Below are 21,921 nucleotides of genomic sequence, written 5' to 3'. Positions count from 1 at the left end.
GAACTTCTGGAGCGCGGACTATTACCGCAGCTCGGAGAGCTTGTACTACCGCTATCCGCCGGAAATGCGGGTGCCGGTCTACAACAAGCGCTGGCACAACGAATTCCCCATGACCCGCAAGTATCATTGGGGTAATCACTTTATTCTCGATCAGTTCTAATCGAGGCGGAGTGACCTAAGTTCGCGCGGTTTTCGTTACGGCCTATCGCGCGCCTTGGTCTCGGGGTGCCATGCTTTTTCGGCGCAGCCGAATAAGCATGCCGATTTCACGCGGCGCATTGGAGCTTAAAGCAGCATGCTTATTCCGCCGATGGCGGAAAAAGCATGGCACCAGACCTACCCGCGCGAACAACTCACTGCGCGGGGCCTACGACACGCTGCTCAGAAACCGATACAGCGCTTCGCTCGCCGCCGAAAGTTCGTCGAGTGACAGCCATTCGTCGGCCGTATGGGCCTGGGCGATCGAGCCCGGGCCGAACACCACGCTGGGCACGCCCGCGCCGGCGATCGTGGCGGCATCGGTGCCGAAGGGGACGCCGATTTCGGTGGCTCGGCTGTACACGCAGCGGGCTGCCTCGACCAGTTGTTCGGCCAGCGCCTGGTTCGGACCATCGGCCAACGAGCGTCCTTCCAGGTAGGGGCGCTCGTGTTCGACCGCCGCGCCCAATTCCGTGCGGTGGTTCACGTAGTCGACAACCTGCCGATAGGCTGTCTCGCCATCTTCACCGGGAATGATGCGCCGATCGATTTCGATCGTCGCCCGGGCCGGAACGGTGTTCACGCTCAGGCCGCCGCTGATTACACCCACGCTCAGGCTGGGGCGGCCGCAAAGCGGGTGGGCCGAGAGCGACGCCGGCACGTCGCGCGCATAGCTTTCCAACACCGACAACACCCGGGCCATCTTGTAGATCGCGTTATCACCCAATTGCGGCTGCGAACTATGCGCCGCGCGGCCATGTGTGTGGCAGCGCCAACGCACCGCACCCTTGTGCGCGACGACGACGTCGAGATTCGTCGGCTCGGCCACCACGGCCATGTCCGGCGTGCGCGGAATGATCGAGTCACCACCCGCCGCGGTCCACAAACGCGTGAGTGCCTGGGCCCCGCTGTAGCCGTGCTCTTCGTTCACGGTGCACGCCATGATCACCGTCGGCCGGACACCGGGCTTCTCTTCGACAAGTCGCGCCAGGGCGCCCAGCATGGCCGCCATCCCGCCTTTGATATCGCACGAACCCCGCCCATAGATGCGCCCGTCGCGCACCGCGGGTGTCCAGGGATCGATCGTCATGCCGTCGACGGGCACCGTGTCCTGATGTGCCTCGAGCAGCACGATCTTGCCGCCAGCGTCGGGGGCAGGCGAACCGTCGAAACGCGCCACGATGTTATCGCGCTTCGGCTCGACCGTCTGACGCATCCACGGCAGACCCAGCCGCTGGAAAAAGGCTTGCAGCCAATCTGTCATGCGGTACTCAAAGTACTCCGGTCCCGAGACCGGACGTCCCATCGGGTTGACGCTGGGTATCGCGACCAACTGGCTGAGCGTGTCGACAAGATCGAGCGGCATATGCAAGCTTCTTGATTCTGAGGCGCTACCGCACCGGTATCGCCGGGCAAGCGCGCGGTAATACTTTGCGTGCCGGACATTCTACTGCGGCGACAGCCCAGGCGTTAGCGGCCGTGTACGACACTCTGAAACAGGCGGTTCCCGTGCATTTGACGCGGGCTTCGGCCAAAGGCAACCTTGCATCGGGCGCAGTGCGTGAGTAGGATTCGGACAGCCTTGGTTTGGCGGATTTCGCCGATTTTCGGCGGGTTTGTCGGCCTCGGTGTTTCTCTGCCATGTTCGTGCTGAGACGTCCTATTTTGGGGAGCCGATAAGAAAGTCCGCTGGGTGCCAATTCGTTAAGATCTCGGCCGCGTGTATAGCCGGCGTCCGGACGAAAAGTCCGGAACCAACGCTCGGATCACACAACCCGGGATCGAGGCCACCCCCATGTTGGAATGCGGGCTCTCGAAAACCGCGTCGCCACGGCATTGCGGTGGAGATTTTTTTCGCAGGCGTGCGCGCCCGCGCATTTCTCGCCGGCCGAATACCTTTCAGGCGGTCGCCCAAGATGGCTCCCGTCGGAGTTTTCCGGACGGCGCGTGCTTAAGGGCCGCGCGATTGAGACCATGGCTTCACGACCGACGGAACTGGCGCCCGAGCTGCTCGCCAAGCGAGATCGGTTGCTCGCGTTGATCCGCGGCTATGGTTCGTGTGCCGTCGCTTTCTCCGGCGGAGTCGACAGCACGGTCGTCGCCAAGGCCGCTCAGTTGGCGCTCGGCGACCGGGCCATTGCCGTAACGGGCACCAGCGCCAGTCTCGCGTCGGGTGAGCTCGACGAAGCCCGCTCGCTTGCCCAGTTGATCGGCATTCGCCACGAGGTCATGACGACCGAGGAGTTCAACGATCCGGCTTATCTGGCTAACGCGCCCGATCGTTGCTACCACTGCAAGACCGAGCTGTACACACAACTGTCCGGCGTGACAGAACGGTTTGGTGTCGCGGTGGTGCTCAACGGCGCGAACCTCGACGATCGAGGCGATCATCGGCCGGGAATGATTGCCGCGGCTGAGCACCAGGTGCACAGCCCCCTCTTGGAATGCGATCTGTCGAAAGACGAGGTTCGCCAATTGGCGGCCGCTTGGAGCTTGCCCGTTTGGGACAAGCCGGCCAGCCCCTGCCTGAGCAGCCGCATCGCCTATGGCGAAGAGGTCACGCCCGAGCGCGTGCATATGATCGATCAGGCCGAACGCGTGCTCCACGCGCTGGGCCTGCGCGAAATCCGGGTCCGTTACCACAAAGGCAATCTGGCACGGCTCGAAGTACCACTCGAGGCCCTGCCGCGATTGGCCCAGCCCGAGGTGCGCGGGCAACTGGTCGAGCAATTGAAGCGTTTCGGCTTCCAGTACGTCACGCTCGATCTGGAAGGCTTTCGCTCCGGGAGCCTGAACGCGATTCTTCCGGTGGAAAGCTTGCGCGTGCTGCGCTAGCACTGCTGTCGCCCCCCTTCTCTCGAGTGTGGCCGTTCCCAGGCAGAGTGCCACTGGTGGCTTGTCCACCAGTGCAGAACACAATGCAGCACTAGTCGACAAGCTACCCCGCGGCACCCAAGTCGCGCCGCTTCAACGGATCTGAATTTCGAACCACACGTTTACCTGAATTAGCCCAGCCGGATTGCCGATGTTATCGACAACGTTTTATCAGCTTGCCCAAACCCAATGCGCGCCGCGAACGTGCCAGCACGCCGCCCGAACAATTGCGCCTGGTTTACTTCGTCTCTGCGCTTGGGCTGCGCGCTTGCGCTGATCTCTCTCTGCGGGTGTACGGCCGCGCGGTTGGGATCGCGCACCGTCAGTCAGGCGGGAACGCTCTCGGACCTGCAATATCAGCAGGTGCTCGATAACCTAGCCATGTTCTCGTGCTCTCCTGATTCGCTCGCCTGGCATGTCCGCGTAAACGGCGGGTTGGTGCAGATCGCGGATCAGGGGCAGGGTTTCATCGGGGCCAACCTGGGCGGCCCCGGCTACGTCGCGCCGAATGTCGGCGCGCAGACGAATATCCTGCATCAATGGAACGTCGACCCAGTGATCGATCCCGACGATCTGTCGCTGTTGCAGTTGGCCTATCGCAAAGCGCTCAATCCGTTCGATCCCGATGGCTCGATCAAACACGAGGCGTACGACCAGATCTGCGAATTGTGCTCGAGTTACCATATCGCGCTAACGCGCGAGGTGGCTTCGGAAATGCTCGCGACGATGAAGCAAAACGCGAACCCGCAAAGGCAGGCGCGCCTCGAGCGGATCGAAGCCGACTTGCACGAATTATACGTGCAAATCGATGAGCTCTCGGAAACGCCGCAGAAATACGAGCCAGAATCGTTCAGTCATGGCATCGCCGGCCCTCCTTCGAAGCTGGAATTCTTGAAGGAAGAAGTCGTTCGCTTGACAAGCGAAGCCGCGGACGAGTCGGTCGAGCCGATCGGCGCCTATTACCGCCCCGGACGTAATGTCGGCTTGATCGAACAGGCACAGGACAAGATCGAAGCGCTCGTCAAGCTGGTCCAGGAAGGGGACGAAGAGTCGCCCAACCCGTACGCCATGCCATGGATCATGCACGGCTGCAAACGCGATGTGCCCAAGTGCGCCTGCCGGGTCGGGCATTATCGGGGGTGCGGTTGCGATTGCTACGTATGGATCACGCCCGAGAACATGAAGACGTTTCGCGACTTCGTGCTGATCATCCTCAGCCTGGCCCCGGCCGAAGCCACCGAAGGCGCGACGACCGTAACGGGCCTGGGGGCCGCCAACAGCCCGAACTTCTAGCGATTCGCCGCTTCTTCCACGGCCTTGCGGCCTACCCCCTGCGGCCATCAGGCGATAACCTGCATCTCTGTCGCAGAAGATATGTGGGAGTTCGGATTTGCTGATTGACGGTACCGAGATCGAAGATACCTTCGCCGAAGCCTTTCGCATGCGCTACGCGCGCTTGCTCGTCACCGCGCACGACGAGCATTGGCTGCGTGCCGCCGTCAATGAATTCACCGGCTACGCCAGCTCCGTGATTGCCTGCGATGCCGAAGCCGGGGTCGAAGAGTGGTTGCCCGCCGAGCAGACTCCCGATGGCCGGCCGGGCGCGCATGTTCTGGTCTTCGGTTTTTCCACCGAGGCGCTGCAAAAAGCCGTTCCGACGCGCACTGGGCAGTGCCTGATGACTTGCCCGACGACGGCCGTCTACGACGGGCTGCCCGAGGCTGTAGAACGCATTCCGCTCGGCAAGCACATTCGCTTTTTTGGCGACGGTTTTCAGAAGAGCAAGCTATTGCTCTCGCGCCGTTATTGGCGCATCCCGGTGATGGATGGCGAGTTTCTGGTCGAAGAATCGCTCGGCGTTGAAAAGGGCGTCGCTGGCGGCAACCTGATTGTTCAAGGCATCGATCTGCCGACGGCGCTCGCCGCCTCGCGGCGCGCGGTCGAGGCGCTGGCTCCCTTGCCCGGCGTCATCACGCCCTTTCCCGGCGGCATCGCACGCAGCGGCAGCAAGGTGGGCTCGCGCTATAAGAAGCTGCACGCCTCGACGGCCGACGCCTTTTGCCCGACGTTGCGCGGCCGCGTGCCGACCCAACTACACGCCGAGGCGAACTGCGCCTATGAACTGGTGATCGACGGCGTTGACGAACCGGCCATCGCGCGGGCGATGGCTGCCGGTATTCGCGCCGCGGCGGGGCCAGGAGTCGTAGCGATCAGTGCCGGTAACTATGGCGGGAAGCTCGGCAAGTTTCACTTTCGCCTGCACCAGGTGCTGGCCGAGGGATCGTGACGCGATGGAATGACGAAACGGCATGCTTATTCGCCTGGCGGCGAAAAAGCATGGCACACGCGGTGCCGTACCGCCGCCTTAATCCTTCACGCGGATGGCGAGCACCGTGCGATCGTCCTCGGGGGCCTGGCCGCCCGTGAATTCTTCGAGCGCGTCTTTCAGCGCCACCAAGATCTCGGCCGAAGTCTTCAGCGGGCGATAGAGGACCTTGTCCAGCCCTTCGACGCCGAACTGAATCTGACCGTCGCTCGAGGCTTCCGTCACGCCATCGGTGTAAAACAGCACCGTATCCCCAGGCGCCAGATTCTGCGAGCATTCCGGATATTCCTCGCCCGCTCTAACGCCCAGCGGTAGTCCCGCCTCTTCGCCGAGCGGCTGGATGGTGCCGTCGCTGCGTCGCCAGCGCGGCGGATTGTGGCCCGCTAGCGCAAAGTTCAACACGCGCGTCGCCGGATCGTAGATGCCGTAAAACGCCGTGACGAAGGAATCGTTCTCGACCGTATAGCGGGACGTTAGCTGTGCATTGAGGAATGCCAGCATCGCGCCGGGAGGTTGTGGCGCTCCGGGAAACGAATGCGCGATGCTATGCGTGATGGCCATCATCACCGTGGCCGGTGTGCCATGTCCGCTGGCATCGGCCAGAAAAATTCCCAGCTTGCCCCCCGGCACCTCGAAAAAATCGTAGTAGTCTCCGCCGGCACGCCGCGACGTTTGATAGTTGACGGCAAAATCCAAAGTCGGAACGCGCGGCATTGCCTTGGGCAGTAGCGAACGCTGAATGTCGGCCACGATCTGCAGCTCATGATCCACCGCCGCGTACGCCGCTTGTACCTGGTCCGATAGCACCAGGTTGTGCGTCGCCCGGCCAAACAAGTTGCTCAGCCACAGCATTTCGGGCAGGCGCTCATGGTCAAAGGCGTCCGGGTCGCGGCTGCCCGTAATGACCATGTTCAAGACGCGTCCGCCTTCGAAATGCGGAATCACCAAGAGCGACTGCATGTCGGCCAGGTGTTCGGCCGCGGGATCGTCGGGGTCGACGATCGGGCGGCTAATGATCCGCGGCTCTCCCTCGTACAGCAGTCGCTGCAAAAGGCCGCGATCGTACACGGGCAGTAGTTCTTGCTCTTTCCAGGGATTGATGTGCCGCGGCCAGATGCTCGAACGGGTGATGCGATACTTGGGCGGTTCCAGCCCGCGACGGCTGATGGCCATCCAGCGGTCGCCCGGCAGTAGCTTGCGGACGCGGGCGGCGTAGGCCTCGACCATTTTCTGCGGGTCTTTGGCGCCGCTCATTTCGCGCATCATCGCGACGACGTATTCGAGCCGTTCCTGCCACGTCCCTTGCGTCAGTTCGAAAGTCGAAACCATGATGCTCCTTTGCCCGCCGACTGTACCCCTATGACCGCCTGGCCGTTCTCTATCGCCCCGGCGGCCATGCCCTCGCCAGAAAAAGTTGGACAGGCCATTGTACGCGCGCCGGGAAGAGGCGACGCGACTTTACACCGCGCCCTCGTTCCACGGGCCGTTTCCAATTGTCTGATCAACTGACGATTGTGCGTCCTGTTACTTCGCGGCGCGAAACCTTAACTCGGTAAACTCCCGGACCCGATTGGTAATCGCTGGCTCGACGGGCAGGCGTTCCATCGAACTGGCGCCGTAGAAACCGACCACGCCCTCGGTACGGTCCAGCACGTATTGGGCATCGGCCGGCTCGGCAATGGGGCCGCCGTGGCACAAAACCAGAATGGCGCGATTCACGCGCTTGGCGGCGTCGTGCATGGCCTGCACGCTCTTGACCGATTCGTCGAGCGATAGCGCCGTCTGCGCGCCGATCGTTCCCTTGGTCGTCAACCCCATGTGCGGAATCAGGATGTCGGCGCCCGCCTTGGCCAGCGCCGCGGCTTCGTCTGGATTGAACGCGTAGGGAGTGGTCAGCAGGTTCAATTCGCGCGCCGCGCGGATCATGTCGACCTCGAGCCCGAAGCCCATGCCGGTTTCTTCCAAGTTCGCGCGGAATGTGCCATCGATCAGGCCGACGGTGGGGAAGTTCTGCACGCCGGAGAAGCCTGCCCGATCGACCTCGCGCAAGAACAGCTTCATGACGCGGAACGGATCCGTGCCGCACACGCCGGCCAGAACGGGCGTGCGCTGGACGATCGGCAGCACCTCGCGGGCCATTTCCATGACGATGCCGTTGGCGTCGCCATAGGGCATCAGGCCTGAGAGAGAACCGCGCCCCGCCATGCGAAAGCGGCCGGAATTGTAGATCACCAAGAGATCGATGCCGCCGGCCTCGGACAGCTTGGCGCTCAGCCCCGTGCCGGCGCCGCCGCCGATGATCGGTTTTCCGGCGGCAACCTTGGCCCGCAGCCGCTGCAAGATTTCGTCACGTGAAAATAGCGCCATCGTCAGGTCTCTCGGTGTGTGCGACTTTTCGGCAGCTGCATCAGAGCCAATAAATGTTCGGCCGCCGCTTCGGCAAATTGTGGATCGTTGACGTGATAGTCGAGCGACACGATCTCGGTCGCGCCGGCGGTGCGCCGGATAGCGTCGAAGAGCGCTTGACGCGCCGCGGGATCGTTAAACGGCTGCCCGGTACGATCGATGGCCGACACGCCGCGCTCGGGCAGCAATACCAGCGCCGGTCCCTTCGCCGCCGACACTTTGCGCCCGATATCGGCGCCAATTTGGGCATTTTCTTCCGCCGTGGTGCGCATCAGTGTGACGCTGGCGTTGTGCTGGTAGAGCAACCGATCACGAAAACGCTCGGGCACCGTATCGCGCGCATGGAAGTTAACCATGTCGGTCGCACCGACCGAAACCACTTGCGGCACGCCCGCGCGCCCCGCGGCGGTCAGGCGATCGGGACCGGCTGACAGGAATCCGCCGACGAGCTCGTCGGCCAATTCCGTGGTCGTGATGTCGAGCACGCCGGCGAGCAGGCCGTCGGCCACGAGCGATTCCATGGCTTGCCCACCGCTGCCTGTGGCGTGAAACACGAGCACTTCGCAACCGGCGGCTTCCAGGACTTGCCGCGCACGCTCGACGCAGGGTGTCGTCACGCCGAACATCGTAGCGGCCACGAGTGGCCGATCCGCGGCGTCGGCCGGGGCTGGCGGTAACGAGACCATGCCCGCCATGGCCCGCGCCGCCTCGTCGAGAATCGTGCGGCTGACGCGATTCAGGCCCGAAATATCGACCACGGCGTTGAGCATCAGGATATCCTTATCGCCCACGTAATGACGCACCTGGCCCGAGGCCAGCGTGCTGACGATCATCTTCGGTACGCCGAGCGGCAGGGCACGCATGGCGGCCGAGCCGATCGTCGTGCCGGCCGATCCACCAAGCGTCAAAACTCCGGAAACGCGTCCGGCCGTGTGGTGAGCCTGAACTAGATGCGCGGCGCCGGCTGCTGCCGCGGCCACGGCAGCGCCACGATCCGCACGGGCCACGATCTCGGTCAAATTCGTCCCGCCGGCCAGAAACAATTCTTCGCGCGTGATATCGGGCGTGATCGCAGGTGTGCCTAGCGCGCCCGTATCGACGAGCGTCACCGCCGCGCCGCATGCGCGCAAACGGTCGCGCAGGAAGGCCGCCTCGTGCCCCTTGGTGTCGAGTGTGGCGAGCAGGTAGACGCTCATGCGTTCGTGGCCCCGCGTCGCTGCCTATTAGAAAATCTGCGGAGTTAGTTAGTAGCGGGCCTGAACCTTTTCGCCGGCCTCGGGATTCACGACACGCACGATTTCCTGCGCACGCTGCGACATCATCCGCAGTTCGCTTCCGACGGCGATGAACTGCATGCCCTGCTTGGCGCGGGCGAGAGCCGCGTCCGTCTCCATCGTGTGCATGCCGGTCGGCGTGCCGGTCTTCTTACCGATATCGACAACGCGCTGCAGCATGGCTTCGAATTCCTGATCGGTCGCTTCCTTGCCGTCCGGCGCACGCATTTGCGCCCGCAGGTCGACCGGACCCACGAAAATCGCGTCGACGCCCGGTAGCGCGTAGATCTTTTCGGCGTTGGCCACGCCCGTCGGGCTTTCGGTTTGCAGCACGACCAGGATTTCGTCGTTCGCCTTGGCGAAATACTCGGCCGAGGTGGCGTCGAAATTCAGGCTGTGCATGCCACCGCCAAGGCTGCGATTGCCGAAAGGTGGATACTTGGCGGCCCGGATCGCGATTTGCGCCTGCTCGACCGTATCGACCATCGGCACTACGATGCCCCAGGCGCCGCCGTCCAGCACGCGCTTGATGTAGTCGTGATTTCCCTTCGGCACGCGTGCGAGCGGTACACAACCGGCGTCGGCTATAGCGGCAAAGATCATCGCCGCTTGCGACCAGTCGATCGCCGAGTGCTCGATATCGAGCGTTAGCCAATCGAAACCCATGCGCGCCAAGATGCGCGTGGCGTACAAATCTCCCAGCGACAGCCAGGTGCCGAACGAAGGCTTTCCCTCGCGCAGCTTACGTTTGACGATATTGGTTTTCATGATTCGATGTGTTCTCAGGGCGGGAGGGGAGGCGCGGCACCGCGCCCCTGTTCGGCGCTGAACCGCTAGAATAAACTTCTTACGGCCCGTTGGGAATTGCCGCTGGCTTACGCTTCTCACTCGTCTGGATTACCTGATGTCCGAGTTTGTGACCGTTGCCAAGGTGGGGGCGATTCCCGAGGGGCGTGGCGAGACGTACACCGTGAACGGCCGGCTGGTCGCGGTCTTTAATACCGGCGAAGGCTATCACGCCATCGATGATTTATGCCCACACATGGGGGCGTCGCTGGGAGCTGGCCAGGTGCACCAGGGAGTGGTCACGTGCCCCTGGCATGCCTGGCGTTTCAACGTCTGCACCGGCGCGTGGTGTGACAATCCCAAAGTCCAAACCGACCGGTTCGATGTGCGCGTCGTAGGTGACGAGATTCAGGTGCGCGTGCCAGGCTGACATGAAACGTCTGTCGGGTGTGCACCTAAAAACGCTCGCGGCGGGTTAATCATGGCAAACGCGGCGGCCCTCGATATCACCGCGGTCCGGCAGGCGGCCGCACGGATCGCCGGTGTCGTTCATCGCACGCCCGTCTTACGGTCGCAATTCTTCGACGACGCGACCGGCGCCACCGTTGCGTTCAAGTGCGAGAACTTTCAGAAGGTGGGGGCCTTCAAGTTCCGCGGCGCCTCGAATGCCGTGTTATCGCTCTCGAATGACGAAGCCCACCGTGGCGTGGTGACGCATTCCTCGGGCAACCATGCACAGGCGTTGGCCCTGGCCGCTCGGATGCGCGGCATTCCGGCCACGATCGTCATGCCGCGGAACGCTCCGGCCGTGAAGCGGGCGGCCGTGGCCGGCTATGGAGCGACGATCGTCGAGTGTGAGCCCACCGTACAGGCACGCGAGCAAACGGCCGACGACGTCGTGCGACGAACCGGCGGCGTGTTCATTCATCCTTACAACGATCCGCGCATCATCGCCGGGCAGGGAACGGCAGTGCTCGAATTGATCTCCGACGTTCCGGACCTGGACGTGATCATCGCGCCGGTTGGCGGCGGAGGACTCTTGAGCGGCACGGCGATCGCGGCCAAGGCCCTGTTACCCGGCGTTCAGGTGATCGGGGCGGAGCCCGCCGGAGCGGACGATGCGAAGCGCTCGCTCGCCGTGGGCCGGATCATGCCGAGCGATCATCCGCAGACCGTGGCCGACGGATTGCGCACGTCGCTCGGCGAGTTGACGTTCGACGTCATTCGGCGGCTGGTCGACGAGATCATAACCGTCGACGATGCGACCACGATGCGCGCCATGCGGCACGTTTGGGAACGGATGAAGATCATCATCGAACCTTCAGCCGCTGTGCCCGTCGCGGTGCTGCTGGAAAATGCAGAACGTTTCGCCGGCCGGCGCGTGGGCATCATCCTCAGTGGCGGCAATGTCGATTTGGACGCGCTTGCGTGGGGCCAATGACGACGCCTAATGAACCCGGCGAGCGTCGATCGATCTCGAGATCGATTGTGCGCGGTCTGGAAGAACCCGGTTATGCGATCGTCAAGGGCTGCCTTACAGCGGATGAAGTATCACGGCTGATCTCGACTATAGAATCCGCGACGGAATCATGGCAAAGCGCAGCCGTTCGGCGCCGTAGCGAGGTGTACGCGGTCAGGAACCTTCTCGAGGTGGTGCCAGGCCTTGACGCAATTTTCCGCGTGCCGCGCGTGCGCGTCGTACTGCGATCGGCCGTCGGCTCTCGACCTTATCTGACAAGGGCCATATTGTTCGACAAGACCGCCTCGGCGAACTGGCACGTTTCGTGGCACCAGGATTTGTCGGTGGCTGTCAAATCGCGCGCCGATGTTGCGGACTGGACCGCCTGGTCACTTAAGGCTGGCATACATCACGCCCAGCCGCCCTTCGAAGTCATGCAGCACATGGTCACCCTGCGGATTCACCTCGATCCATGTCAGGCTGAACATGGCGCCCTGCGGGTGATACCAGGATCGCATCGGTTCGGCCGACTTGCCGAAGCTCAAGTCAGCGAGCTTACCCGCGACGTATCGCCCGTAATCTGCGGCGCTAGCGCGGGGGACGCGCTTGTGCTGCGGCCGCTCATCCTGCATTCGTCGAACGCGGCAACAGCGATCGGGCACCGCCGGGTGCTTCATTTCGAATTCTCGCCGATGGCAGCGCCCTCCCCTCTGGAATGGCGGTATCAGCCCATCGATTTGGAAGCGACGAGTTGGTAGGCGAAGCCGCAACCCGCTCCTGAGTACAATCTTCCTGGTAAGCGGAGCGCGAATGCCGGCGACGGACCGGCTTCAATTCCGACGAAGCTGGACTCACCTATGCCCGACGAATCACGTTCGCTCATCACGCTCTTGACCGACTTCGGCGTGGGCAGTCCGTACGTGGCCCAGATGAAGGGGGTGATCCTGGCGCTGAACCCGCGGGCCGCGATCGTCGACGTTACCCATGCGATTCCGCCGCAGGACATTGCGGCCGGCGCCTGGACGTTGGTCGAAGTGGCCGATAGTTTTCCACTCGGTTCGATTCATGTGGCCGTCGTCGATCCGGGCGTGGGAAGCGCGCGGGAAATCGTCTATGCCGAGATCGCCGGGCGTCATTACATCGCCCCCGACAACGGGTTGCTCGCTCGCTTGGCGGCCCGCACGCGCCCCTCTAGAATACGAGCCTTAACCGAGCCCCGCTTCTGGCAAGAGCGTGTATCCGCCACGTTTCACGGACGCGATATCATGGCGCCCGTGGCCGCCAGGCTGAGCCTTGGGCTCGACGCCAATGAATTGGGGGCGCCGCGGCAACGCCTGGTCGAACTCCCGGAACCGGAGGTGCGGATCTTGCCCAATAAGATCGAAGGACGAGTGCGGTCGATCGACTCGTTCGGCAACCTGATTACCGACATCACGAGCGATATGCTCGCTGACGCGCCGACCGACGAGCGCACGCAAATCCATTGCGACGAACACGAGACGCAAGGCATCTTTCGCACGTACAGCGATCAGCCCGAAATGACCCTCATGGCCCTCATTGGCTCGAGCGGCTTCCTGGAACTAGCCATCGTCGGCGACAGCGCCGCGCTGATGCTGGGGGTGAGCGTCGGTACGCCGGTGACGATTCAATGGTAAAGCCGGTCGCGCCAGTCGCGTCTGGGAATGCGCATGAAAGCGCGGACGCCCACCGCGACGTGCCAGACGGTCACGCGCGCGGTTGTGACGCATCCGATCGTGACGCGCCGCCGCCCGAGATGCTCGCCGCCTGGGATCGCGAGCACGTCTGGCACGCCTTCACGCAGATGGCCGAGTACGAGCCGCTGCTGATCGAGCGCGCGGACGGCTGCACCCTTTACGACAGCGCCGGGCGGACCTACCTCGATGGCGTCAGCAGTCTGTGGTGCAACGTCCATGGGCATAATCATCCGCGCATCAACGCCGCTATCCGTGAGCAGCTAGACAAGGTGGCGCACACCACGCTGTTGGGCGCTTCGAATTCGACGACCGTGCGGCTGGCACGCCGGCTGGTCGAGCTGGCACCGGCTGGGCTGAACCATGTTTTTTTCGCGAGCGACGGCTCGTCGAGCGTCGAGGTCGCGCTGAAGATGGCCTTTCAATACTGGCAGCAGCGCCAGGACCCACGACCGGCGAAGACGAAGTACGCGGCACTCTCAGACGCTTATCACGGCGACACGCTGGGAAGCGTCAGCGTCGGGGGCGTGGCGCGATTTCACGCGATGTTCCGGCCGCTGTTGTTCGATTGCCTGCGCGTGCCGGCGCCGGTGACTTACCGCACGTCGGTGAAGCTGCCGCCCGAACAGCTCGCCGCCCACTATTTGCAGCCCGTCGAACAATTGTTAGCCGAGCGGCACCAGGAAATCGCGGCGCTGGTGGTCGAGCCATTGGTGCAGGCCGCGGCCGGCATGCTCGTCCATCCGCCAGGCTACTTGCACGGGCTGCGTGAGCTAACGCGCCGCTACGATGTCTTGCTGATTGCCGACGAAGTCGCCGTCGGCTTCGGGCGCACCGGGCGGCTGTTTGCTTGTGAGCATGAAGACGTTGCACCCGATTTTCTCTGCCTCGGCAAAGGGCTGACTGGCGGTTACCTGCCGATGGCGGCAACCATGGCGACAAGTGACGTGTGGAACGCATTTCTCGGACCCGCTGACGCCGGTCGGCAATTCTTTCACGGTCACACATTCAGCGGCAACCCGCTCGCGGCGGCTGCGGCGTTGGCATCGCTCGAAGTGTTTGAGGACGAGCAAGTGTTGGCTGTCGTGACAAAGAGGAGTGAGCAGCTTTCCCAGCGTCTCGAGCGCATCGCCGGGCACCGCCACGTGGGCGACGTGCGGCAGCGTGGCCTGCTCGCCGGCATTGAGCTGGTTCGCAATCGTGACACAGCCGAGCCCTTTCCGTGGAACGAGCAGCGCGGCCGCGAAGTGTGCCGGCATGCCCGCGAGAAAGGAGTCCTATTGCGGCCGCTGGGCGATGTGATTGTAATCATGCCGCCACTGGCCATTTCGCCTGCTGAGCTCGATCAAATCTCCGATGCCGTGGAATATGGCATTGAGCGCGCCACGCAGCCGCGCTGATCGCGTCACTTTCGGTCATCTCTGATTCTTCCTGCGAAGAGAATCTCGCCACAGAGAGCTCAGAGATCACAGAGAAGCAACTGAGAGTGCCCGTCGTGCTCTTGTCTCGGTGTCCTCTGAGTGCTCTGTGGCAAGATATTCTGGGCAGCCGCAATCTGACGCCGCTTTCAGAGCGAGCTTCCGCTCGGCTTCGAGCCAGGGTTGGCGACCGGCGCGATAAGGCATACGATACGTGTAAGCCCGTCGTTTGTCGGGTTTCCTCTCGTCGCGTTCTCGCTCCTTTCCTACCGATTTTCGTCATGGCCAAATCGCGCTCGCCACGCCAGGCTTCGCTTTTCGATCGTGAGGACGATGCACCGGCGAAAAAAGCTGCACCGGCGAAAGCCGCACGCTCGGTGGAAACGGAAGGCGCCGAAGAGAAGCTCGGGCCGAATGGCACAAACGCAGCCGATGACATCGCCGAGGTCGAACCGCGCAACCTGCTTTCGCCGGATGGCCCGACGCCGCCGCCTGATCTGACTGGCAAGACGGTGTATGCGATCGACGCCAATTCGCTGATCTTCCAGGTCTTCCACGCCATTCCCGAGATGACCAGCCCACGTGGCGAGCCAGTGAACGCCGTCTTCGGGTTTACGCGCGATCTGCTGTTCCTGCTGGAGAAGAAAAAGCCGGATTACCTGTTCTGCGCGTTCGACATGTCGGGCCCGACGTTCCGCCACGATTTGTATGACGGTTACAAATCGCAGCGCAGCGAGATGCCCGGCGAGCTGCGGCCACAATTCCCGGCGCTGCGGCGCATGATTGCAGCCTTGGACATTCCGATCCTGGAGTTGGCAGGCTATGAGGCCGACGACGTGCTGGCGACGCTCGCCCAACTGACCCATGATGCCGGCGGCGAATGCTACCTGGTGACCGGCGATAAGGATTGCCGGCAACTGATTACCGATCGCGTCGTGGTATACAACGTTCGCAAGGACTTGATGTACGACGCCGGGGCGCTCGCGGCCGACTGGGGCATACGGCCGGACCAGGTTGTCGACTATCAGGCGATCGTCGGCGATTCGGTCGATAACGTGCCGGGCATCCCTCTGATCGGACCGAAGATCGCCCGCGAGCTGTTGAACAAATACGACTCGCTGGAAGGAATCTTCGAGCACGCCGGCGAAATCGCCGGAACCAAACGGCGCGAGAACGTCATTGCCGGCCGTGAACAGGCCCTTCTCAGCCGGCAGTTGGTGCGGCTCGATACAAAGACACCGATCGCCATTGATTGGCCGGCCGCAGAGCGCCGGCCGCTAAACCCTGAGAGGGCGCTAGCGCTGTGCGGCGCGTTCGGTTTTCATCGCTTTGCCGAGCAGCTTCGTGCGCAGGTGCAGCACGTACCGAGCATCTGGCAAGGGAACTACCGGGCGATCGACACCGCCGAGAAGTTCGCGTCCTGGCTCCCGCAGCTTGCAGCGCAACCGCGCATCGCGGTGCGCATTCACGGCAAAAGCGCGATGGCGGTGCAGGCCGAGATCACCGGGCTGGCCGTGGCATGGACGGCGGGCGAAGCCTGGTATCTGCCGCTTGCTGCAGAGGACGCGTCGGGCCAACTGGATCGCGACGCGACGCTTGCGGTGCTACGGCCAATCCTGGAAGACGAGCGCATCGAAAAAATCTCGCGTGATGCCAAGCACGACATGCTGCTGCTCGCCGGCGGCGGGATCAATTCGAGCGGCTTTGTTTTCGACACGATGCTTGCCAGCTACCTGCTCGACGCGGGGGAACGCAATCACACGTTGAATGAGCTTGCGCAGCGCTACCTGGAACACAGCATGTCCGCGCCGCAAGCCGCAAGTGAGAATGATCCGGCGGCCGTAGCGCTTTTGGCCACGCAAACGGCCGGCGAGGAAGTCGACGTGACGCTGCGGCTGGCTCCGCTCCTTACGAAGCGATTGCAAGAAGAGGAATTGGAACGGCTACTGGTGGATCTGGAAATACCGCTGGCCGCCGTGCTCGCTCGGATGGAGCGCACCGGCATTCGCGTTGATGCGGCGCGGCTGGCGGCGCTGAGCGCCGATTTCGGCAAGAAGGTCGCGGCGGCCGAGAAAGAGATTTACGCCCTGGCCGGCCACGAGTTCAACGTCGCCTCGCCCAAGCAATTGCAGCAGGTGCTGTTTACCGAGCAGAAGCTGCCGGCGCTGCGGCGTACGAAATCGGGGCCCAGCACCGATGCCAGCGTGCTCGTCGAGCTTGCCGCGCAGCATCCGCTGCCGGCAAAGATCATCGAATTTCGCCAGTATTCGAAATTGAAGAACACGTACGTCGACGCGCTGCCGGGCTTGGTGAATCCGCGCACCGGGCGCGTGCATACGACGTTTCAGCAAGCTGTCGCGGCGACGGGCCGTCTGGGTTCCAGCGATCCAAACCTGCAAAACATTCCCATTCGGACCCGCGAGGGACGCGATATCCGTTCGGCGTTCCTGCCCGGGCCGGCGGACTGGCGATTATTATCAGCCGACTATTCGCAGATCGAGCTGCGGGTGCTGGCACATTTCTCCCGGGATGAAACGCTGTGTGCCGCGTTTGAGCGTGGTGATGACATTCACACGCAAGTCGCGGCCCAAGTGTTCGGTGTCCCCTTTGATGACGTCACTTCTGAAATGCGGCGCCGCGCCAAGGCCGTCAATTTTGGCGTGCTGTATGGTCAAAGCGCGTTCGGATTGGCCAACAGCCTCGACATCGAACAGGACGAAGCGGCACATTTCATCGCTGCGTACTTCGAGCGTTACCCGGGCGTGGACCGATTTCTCGCAGAAATACTGGAAGGATGTCGGGCCAATGGCTATGTTAAGACGATCCTGGGGCGCAAAAGAGCCATTCGCGGCGTCCGGCCCAATGCCCCTCGGCAGCGGAACCTGCCTGAGCGGACAGCCATCAATACCGTAATCCAAGGATCGGCGGCCGACTTGATCAAGCTGGCCATGCTGGCGGTCGATCGCCGGCTGCGCGAGGGCGATCTGTCGGCGCAGCTTCTATTACAAATTCACGATGAGCTGTTGTTCGAGGCGCCGCCCGCCGAGTTGGAGCCGCTGGCGGAGCTAGTGCGCCAAGAAATGTCCAGCGTGATGAAATTGTGCGTGCCACTGGTCGTCGATGTTAAGACGGGGATGAACTGGGCCGAGACCGAGCCTTGGTCGGCCGCCGGCGATGAGCCGCTCGATTTTCATTCAGAAATATCCGACGCCACCTAATACTTCACGGAGTTGAATCGAGGATGGGGCGCGGGAAACCATCAGGCGCTCGCGGCGCTAAAGACAAAACGGCATTTTTTCGGGCGAAAGGCGCCGGGGCTGGTGCCGCGTGCGAATAATTGGGTTAGTCGGGGGGATTGCTAGCGGAAAGAGCCTGGTAGCTCAACAATTGGTAGAATTAGGAGCCGGTTGGTTGGACGCCGATCGAGCCGGACACGAGGTCCTGGAACTGGAAGAGGTAAAGCAGGCGATACGCGACCGCTTCGGGGAGGAAGTGGTCGGAGCCGACGGGCGGCTTTCGCGGCCGGCGATTGGCCGGCGCGTCTTTGGCGGAGGCAGTGCCGGCACAGATCGTGCGACCGCTGACCGGCAATTTCTCGAGCAATTGACGCACCCCCGTATTGGCGAATTGTTAGGTCGCCAGGCTGCTGCTTTGGAGGCCGCGGGAAAGCAAGTCCTGGTGTTGGATGCACCACTACTGATGGAAGCTGGCTGGAACAAATTTTGCGACAAAACGGTTTTCGTCGAGGCCCCGCGTGAGGTACGATTAGAAAGAGCCCGAGGGCGCGGCTGGAGCGACGCGGAATTCAACGCTCGTGAGGCCGCGCAAAAGTCCTTGGACGTGAAGCGCGATCGCGCCGATGTGATTCTGGATAACTCCGGTTCGCCGGAGGCCACACGCGAGCAAGTCAATCGTTTGTGGCAATCGCTCGTCGGTTGATTTCACGGCACGTCACCAACCCCGTCACGCCTGCCCGCGCCTGAACACGAATCCGTCCGTAAAGGCCGCGTCCTAGTCTGATCTGAATCACCTGCATGTTTGTCGTGCGACCGGCTTCGGCCTGGCCGCTGTCCCTTCAAAACGATTTTGAATTCCTGCCGCAGACGCCTTCCGCGCGTCCGCACAACGGTTCTCATCCGGAGTAATGCGTGCCATGTCGGAAATTCGACAACCTCGCGTCACGAAGACCAATACCCTTTCCGACGCCAAGGATTACGTCACCGAGACGGCGGAGCTGGAAGGCGAGCCCCTGTCGTTGGCCGAGGAAATCGCCGAAGAGGCGGCCCTCGGGGGCGACGACACCCACGACCGCTACGAGCAGATCAAGCACGGCGACATTCACATCGCCGAATTGCAGCGCATGAGCATGCCGCAATTGATCGAGCAGGCGCGCCGCGAGAATCTCACCGAACTGACCGGCATCAAAAAGCAGGACTTGATCTTCAAGATTCTGAAAGAGCGCGTGAAGCTCAACGGCCTGATGTTCGGCGAAGGAACGCTCGAGGTGCTGCCCGACGGCTTCGGTTTCTTGCGCAGCCCCGACTATCACTACCTCTCCTGCCCGGATGACATTTACGTCTCGCCCAGCCAGATCCGCCGGTTCGGGCTGCGCACGGGGGCGACCGTGTCGGGCCAGATCCGTCCCCCCAAGGAGAACGAGCGGTACTTCGCTCTCTTGCGCGTCGAGGCGATCAATTACCAGGACCCGAACCTGGTCTCGGAGCGCGTTTCGTTCGACGAGCTGACGCCGCTGCACCCCGACAAGCGCGTGGTGCTGGAGGCCGCTCCGGAAGAGATCAACATGCGCGTCGTCGACCTGATCGTGCCGATCGGGTTCGGCCAGCGCGGTTTGATCGTCAGCCCGCCTCGCGCCGGCAAGACGATCCTGCTGCAGAAGATGGCCAAGAGCGTGCTGATCAATCACCCCGAGGTGTACGTGATCATGCTCCTGATCGACGAACGGCCCGAAGAAGTGACCGATATGGAGCGTCAGGTCAAAGGGCCGAATTGCGAAGTGATCAGCTCGACCTTCGACGAGCCGTCGGCCCGGCACCTGCAAGTCTCGGAAATGGTCATCGAAAAGGCGAAGCGGATGGTCGAATACGGGCACGACGTGATCATCTTCCTCGATTCGATCACGCGGCTGGCGCGGGCCTGGAACGCCGAAGTGCCGCACTCGGGCAAGATTCTATCGGGCGGTGTCGATGCCAACGCCCTGCAGCGGCCCAAGCGCTTCTTCGGCGCGGCCCGCAAGGTCGAAGAAGGGGGCTCGCTGACGATCATCGCCACCGCCCTGGTCGACACGGGCAGCAAGATGGACGAAGTGATCTTCGAGGAGTTCAAGGGAACCGGCAACCTCGAGGTCGTGCTCGATCGCAAGCTGGTCGACAAGCGCGTCTGGCCGGCGATCGACGTCAACCGCAGCGGTACGCGCCGCGAGGAAATGCTGATGGACCCCGAGGAGCATCGCCGGGTGTGCATTCTGCGCCGCGTGCTCAACGACATGAACCCAACCGACGCCATGGAACTGCTGGTCAATCGCTTGCAGAAGACCAAGAGCAATGCCGAGTTCCTGATGAGCATGAATACGAAGTAGCGTGCGCCGGCCTTCCTTGGCTGCCAGTGAACGATCACGGCACGCCATTCTTGCTCCGCTGATCCGTTGCATCGAGATTTCTTTCTAGCTTCTTTGCCATGCCACAAACGTTCGAAGGTAAAACCAAAGCCACGGCAGCAGCGATTGCGATCGTCGTCTCGCGCTACAACGAGTCGGTGACGGGCCGGCTGCTTACCGGTGCGCTCGAGACGCTCGCCAAATCGGGCGTCCCTGAGAAGCAAGTCACCGTGGCCTGGGTTCCGGGGGCTTTCGAAATTCCCGTCGTGGCAGCCCGATTGGCCGATAGCGAACGCTATGCCGCCGTGATTTGCCTGGGAGCGGTGATTCGCGGCGAGACGACGCACGATCAGCACATCAACCGGGCGGTGAGCCTGGAACTGGCCGGTCTTTCGGTCCGCACTGGCATTCCAGTATTATTTGGCCTGCTCACGTGCGACAGCCTCGAACAGGCGATCCACCGCTCGGGCGGTAACGTAGGCAATAAGGGGAGTGACTGCGCCGAAGCCGCCTTACAAATGATCGATTTGATTTCGCAGTTGCCGCGTTAGGGAAAGCGGTTTGCCAGGATCGGCCTCGCCGGGAACGAACCGCTTCCCGCCCGAAATCACAGGCCGGTTGCCGCGGCAGCCACGGAAATGCTAGCCTTGCGCAGCGAATCAGCCTGCAGTAACCGCAAGCGGGGGTGGGTTAGGCGCAGAAGTACTGGACCGACGTTAACGCCACAAAAGCATCCTATGACACGCCGTAGTCGAGCCCGTGAAGTTGCCCTGCAAGTTCTCTATCAAGAGGACTTGAATCCCTTGCCGGATCATGCCCGCAGCGATGCGTTTGTCGCCGCGCGCCTTTGCCCGGAGCTGACGCCGGAGGAAATCGTGGGGCAGGGACTATCGCGCGAGCAAGTGCAGTTGCTGCGCTTGCGTGGACAGGAATTGGTCGATCTGGCGCAGTCGCTCGTCAATGGCGTGCGCCGCAACCAGACGGAACTCGATTCGCTCTTGTCGCGCACGGCGGACAATTGGAGCCTGGAACGCATGGCCGCGACGGACCGCAACGTGCTGCGGCTGGGCGCGTACGAGATTCTTTACACCGCGACACCCGGCCGCGTGGCCATCAACGAGGCGGTTGAATTGGCCAAGCGGTTCGGCACCGCCCACAGCGCACAGTTCGTGAACGGCATCCTCGACCGCTTTCTGGCGGGGCATGCGGGCAACAAGTGATGCCGTGAGAAATGGCAGCCACAACGTCCAGCCCGTGCTTGCCAACGAAGCCAAGGTGGCAATTCAGCGTTCGTTCCGTACTACTGCTAACGGGCATCATCGCGGTGGTGCTTGCATGTTGGCCGTTTCGGGAGGAACCATGGTCCGTTCACGCTGGATTCGCTGTACTTACGGTGGCCGTCCTCCTGACGGCCGCTCTAATACCTCAAGCTTGGCGAGTCGCGGGCGATCGATGGAGACAGCAGGCCGAAGCGGATGACCTGTCACCGGTCACGAACGAGGTCGTGGCGCTTTGGTTTGGAATTGCCTCAATCGCGACATACGGACCACTATGGCTGATGCTTTTCTTCGCGCGCGTTGAATCGACGGATCCGCGAATCGAGGGGGCCGTGGCCGCATGCATTGTCAGTGCCATTGGGCTTTCTCCGCTATTGGTGCTGGCGATTAGCCTTTCCTTTCTTACATTCTGGGGGACGTCGAAGAATCCACCGCTCTTTGTGATACGTGTGGTTGGATTGCTGGCAAACGTCATCCTTCTCGGGCTGACCCTCGGAGCCATTGTCGCCATCCACTGATTCCCGTAAGCTCGGCAGGCGGCGCTCAGCTCGAATTGGTCGAACCGTGTGCGCTGCAA

The 21,921-nt window shown here is 62.5% G+C and carries 19 protein-coding genes; 13 read left to right on the top strand and 6 right to left on the bottom strand.

Annotated features, from left to right (window positions below; all coding sequences use genetic code 11):
* Nucleotides 1–367: 367 nt before the first annotated feature.
* Nucleotides 368–1,564 (bottom strand): M20 family metallopeptidase, encoded by a 1,197-nt coding sequence (locus VHD36_12810; protein ID HVU88192.1) that lies wholly within the window; start codon nt 1,562–1,564, stop codon nt 368–370.
* A gap of 608 nt (nt 1,565–2,172) precedes the next feature.
* Here VHD36_12810 and larE point away from each other — a divergent pair.
* The 3 genes from larE (at nt 2,173) to fhcD (ending at nt 5,359) form a co-directional block, all read left to right on the top strand.
* Nucleotides 2,173–3,033, top strand: a complete 861-nt coding sequence (larE, locus tag VHD36_12805) for an ATP-dependent sacrificial sulfur transferase LarE (GenBank protein HVU88191.1) — start codon at nt 2,173–2,175, stop codon at nt 3,031–3,033.
* Between the two features lie 243 nt (nt 3,034–3,276).
* Nucleotides 3,277–4,365, top strand: coding sequence for a hypothetical protein (locus VHD36_12800; GenBank protein ID HVU88190.1), 1,089 nt, complete (start codon nt 3,277–3,279; stop codon nt 4,363–4,365).
* Between the two features lie 97 nt (nt 4,366–4,462).
* A complete protein-coding gene (gene fhcD, locus VHD36_12795) occupies nt 4,463–5,359 on the top strand; it encodes a formylmethanofuran--tetrahydromethanopterin N-formyltransferase (GenBank protein HVU88189.1) in 897 nt (298 codons plus the stop codon).
* A 78-nt stretch (nt 5,360–5,437) separates the two neighbouring features.
* On the opposite strand, the gene VHD36_12790 is transcribed toward fhcD, so the two are convergent.
* The 4 genes from VHD36_12790 to VHD36_12775 form a co-directional block, all read right to left on the bottom strand.
* A complete protein-coding gene (locus VHD36_12790; GenBank protein HVU88188.1) occupies nt 5,438–6,727 on the bottom strand; it encodes a GAF domain-containing SpoIIE family protein phosphatase in 1,290 nt (429 codons plus the stop codon).
* Between the two features lie 195 nt (nt 6,728–6,922).
* The gene (locus VHD36_12785; protein ID HVU88187.1) at nt 6,923–7,765 is read right to left on the bottom strand and encodes a phosphoenolpyruvate hydrolase family protein; all 843 of its coding nucleotides are present in this window, start codon (nt 7,763–7,765) and stop codon (nt 6,923–6,925) included.
* Nucleotides 7,766–7,767: 2 nt separating this feature from the next.
* Nucleotides 7,768–9,000: a Tm-1-like ATP-binding domain-containing protein gene (locus tag VHD36_12780; protein ID HVU88186.1), complete on the bottom strand. Its 1,233-nt coding sequence runs from the start codon at nt 8,998–9,000 to the stop codon at nt 7,768–7,770.
* Between the two features lie 48 nt (nt 9,001–9,048).
* Entirely contained in the window at nt 9,049–9,846 is a 798-nt protein-coding gene (locus VHD36_12775; GenBank protein ID HVU88185.1) for an aldolase/citrate lyase family protein, read from the bottom strand.
* A gap of 136 nt (nt 9,847–9,982) precedes the next feature.
* Between VHD36_12775 and VHD36_12770 the strand changes: the two genes are divergently transcribed.
* Nucleotides 9,983–10,294 carry a Rieske (2Fe-2S) protein gene (locus VHD36_12770; GenBank protein HVU88184.1) on the top strand — a complete coding sequence of 104 codons (312 nt, stop codon included), beginning with the start codon at nt 9,983–9,985 and terminating at the stop codon, nt 10,292–10,294.
* 51 nt (nt 10,295–10,345) lie between these two features.
* Nucleotides 10,346–11,305, top strand: a complete 960-nt coding sequence (locus VHD36_12765; GenBank protein ID HVU88183.1) for a pyridoxal-phosphate dependent enzyme — start codon at nt 10,346–10,348, stop codon at nt 11,303–11,305.
* A gap of 407 nt (nt 11,306–11,712) precedes the next feature.
* Here the strand turns inward: VHD36_12765 and VHD36_12760 are convergent, their stop codons facing one another.
* The gene (locus VHD36_12760) at nt 11,713–12,000 is read right to left on the bottom strand and encodes a hypothetical protein (GenBank protein HVU88182.1); all 288 of its coding nucleotides are present in this window, start codon (nt 11,998–12,000) and stop codon (nt 11,713–11,715) included.
* 180 nt (nt 12,001–12,180) lie between these two features.
* On the opposite strand from VHD36_12760, the gene VHD36_12755 reads away from it, so the two are divergent.
* The 8 genes from VHD36_12755 to VHD36_12720 all read left to right on the top strand — a co-directional run bounded on the left by VHD36_12755 (nt 12,181) and on the right by VHD36_12720 (nt 21,862).
* On the top strand, nt 12,181–12,978 hold the full coding sequence (locus VHD36_12755; GenBank protein HVU88181.1) for an SAM-dependent chlorinase/fluorinase: 798 nt from the start codon (nt 12,181–12,183) through the stop codon (nt 12,976–12,978).
* A 59-nt stretch (nt 12,979–13,037) separates the two neighbouring features.
* Nucleotides 13,038–14,435: an adenosylmethionine--8-amino-7-oxononanoate transaminase gene (bioA, locus tag VHD36_12750; GenBank protein ID HVU88180.1), complete on the top strand. Its 1,398-nt coding sequence runs from the start codon at nt 13,038–13,040 to the stop codon at nt 14,433–14,435.
* A gap of 299 nt (nt 14,436–14,734) precedes the next feature.
* The gene (gene polA, locus VHD36_12745; protein ID HVU88179.1) at nt 14,735–17,671 is read left to right on the top strand and encodes a DNA polymerase I; all 2,937 of its coding nucleotides are present in this window, start codon (nt 14,735–14,737) and stop codon (nt 17,669–17,671) included.
* Between the two features lie 109 nt (nt 17,672–17,780).
* A complete protein-coding gene (coaE, locus tag VHD36_12740) occupies nt 17,781–18,392 on the top strand; it encodes a dephospho-CoA kinase (GenBank protein HVU88178.1) in 612 nt (203 codons plus the stop codon).
* 214 nt (nt 18,393–18,606) lie between these two features.
* Nucleotides 18,607–20,049 carry a transcription termination factor Rho gene (gene rho, locus VHD36_12735; protein HVU88177.1) on the top strand — a complete coding sequence of 481 codons (1,443 nt, stop codon included), beginning with the start codon at nt 18,607–18,609 and terminating at the stop codon, nt 20,047–20,049.
* A 98-nt stretch (nt 20,050–20,147) separates the two neighbouring features.
* The gene (gene ribH, locus VHD36_12730) at nt 20,148–20,618 is read left to right on the top strand and encodes a 6,7-dimethyl-8-ribityllumazine synthase (protein ID HVU88176.1); all 471 of its coding nucleotides are present in this window, start codon (nt 20,148–20,150) and stop codon (nt 20,616–20,618) included.
* A 186-nt stretch (nt 20,619–20,804) separates the two neighbouring features.
* A complete protein-coding gene (gene nusB, locus VHD36_12725; GenBank protein ID HVU88175.1) occupies nt 20,805–21,287 on the top strand; it encodes a transcription antitermination factor NusB in 483 nt (160 codons plus the stop codon).
* 284 nt (nt 21,288–21,571) lie between these two features.
* Entirely contained in the window at nt 21,572–21,862 is a 291-nt protein-coding gene (locus VHD36_12720) for a hypothetical protein (protein ID HVU88174.1), read from the top strand.
* Nucleotides 21,863–21,921: the final 59 nt, after the last annotated feature.

The sequence above is a fragment of the Pirellulales bacterium genome (genome assembly GCA_035546535.1).
Classification (GTDB): domain Bacteria; phylum Planctomycetota; class Planctomycetia; order Pirellulales; family JACPPG01; genus JACPPG01.
Note: the sequence above shows the minus strand (reverse complement) of the source record. Positions and strands in the feature narration are given on the sequence as shown.

Bases quoted from the DNA above. Each gene is read 5' to 3' on its own strand.
- VHD36_12760 (HVU88182.1), bottom strand. From the start codon at position 12,000: ATGAAGCACCCGGCGGTGCCCGATCGCTGTTGCCGCGTTCGACGAATG.
- ribH (HVU88176.1), top strand. From the start codon at position 20,148: ATGCCACAAACGTTCGAAGGTAAAACCAAAGCCACGGCAGCAGCGATT.
- VHD36_12755 (HVU88181.1), top strand. From the start codon at position 12,181: ATGCCCGACGAATCACGTTCGCTCATCACGCTCTTGACCGACTTCGGC.
- VHD36_12765 (HVU88183.1), top strand. From the start codon at position 10,346: ATGGCAAACGCGGCGGCCCTCGATATCACCGCGGTCCGGCAGGCGGCC.
- nusB (HVU88175.1), top strand. From the start codon at position 20,805: ATGACACGCCGTAGTCGAGCCCGTGAAGTTGCCCTGCAAGTTCTCTAT.
- polA (HVU88179.1), top strand. From the start codon at position 14,735: ATGGCCAAATCGCGCTCGCCACGCCAGGCTTCGCTTTTCGATCGTGAG.
- rho (HVU88177.1), top strand. From the start codon at position 18,607: ATGTCGGAAATTCGACAACCTCGCGTCACGAAGACCAATACCCTTTCC.
- VHD36_12775 (HVU88185.1), bottom strand. From the start codon at position 9,846: ATGAAAACCAATATCGTCAAACGTAAGCTGCGCGAGGGAAAGCCTTCG.
- VHD36_12770 (HVU88184.1), top strand. From the start codon at position 9,983: ATGTCCGAGTTTGTGACCGTTGCCAAGGTGGGGGCGATTCCCGAGGGG.
- VHD36_12785 (HVU88187.1), bottom strand. From the start codon at position 7,765: ATGGCGCTATTTTCACGTGACGAAATCTTGCAGCGGCTGCGGGCCAAG.
- VHD36_12790 (HVU88188.1), bottom strand. From the start codon at position 6,727: ATGGTTTCGACTTTCGAACTGACGCAAGGGACGTGGCAGGAACGGCTC.
- VHD36_12810 (HVU88192.1), bottom strand. From the start codon at position 1,564: ATGCCGCTCGATCTTGTCGACACGCTCAGCCAGTTGGTCGCGATACCC.
- larE (HVU88191.1), top strand. From the start codon at position 2,173: ATGGCTTCACGACCGACGGAACTGGCGCCCGAGCTGCTCGCCAAGCGA.
- VHD36_12780 (HVU88186.1), bottom strand. From the start codon at position 9,000: ATGAGCGTCTACCTGCTCGCCACACTCGACACCAAGGGGCACGAGGCG.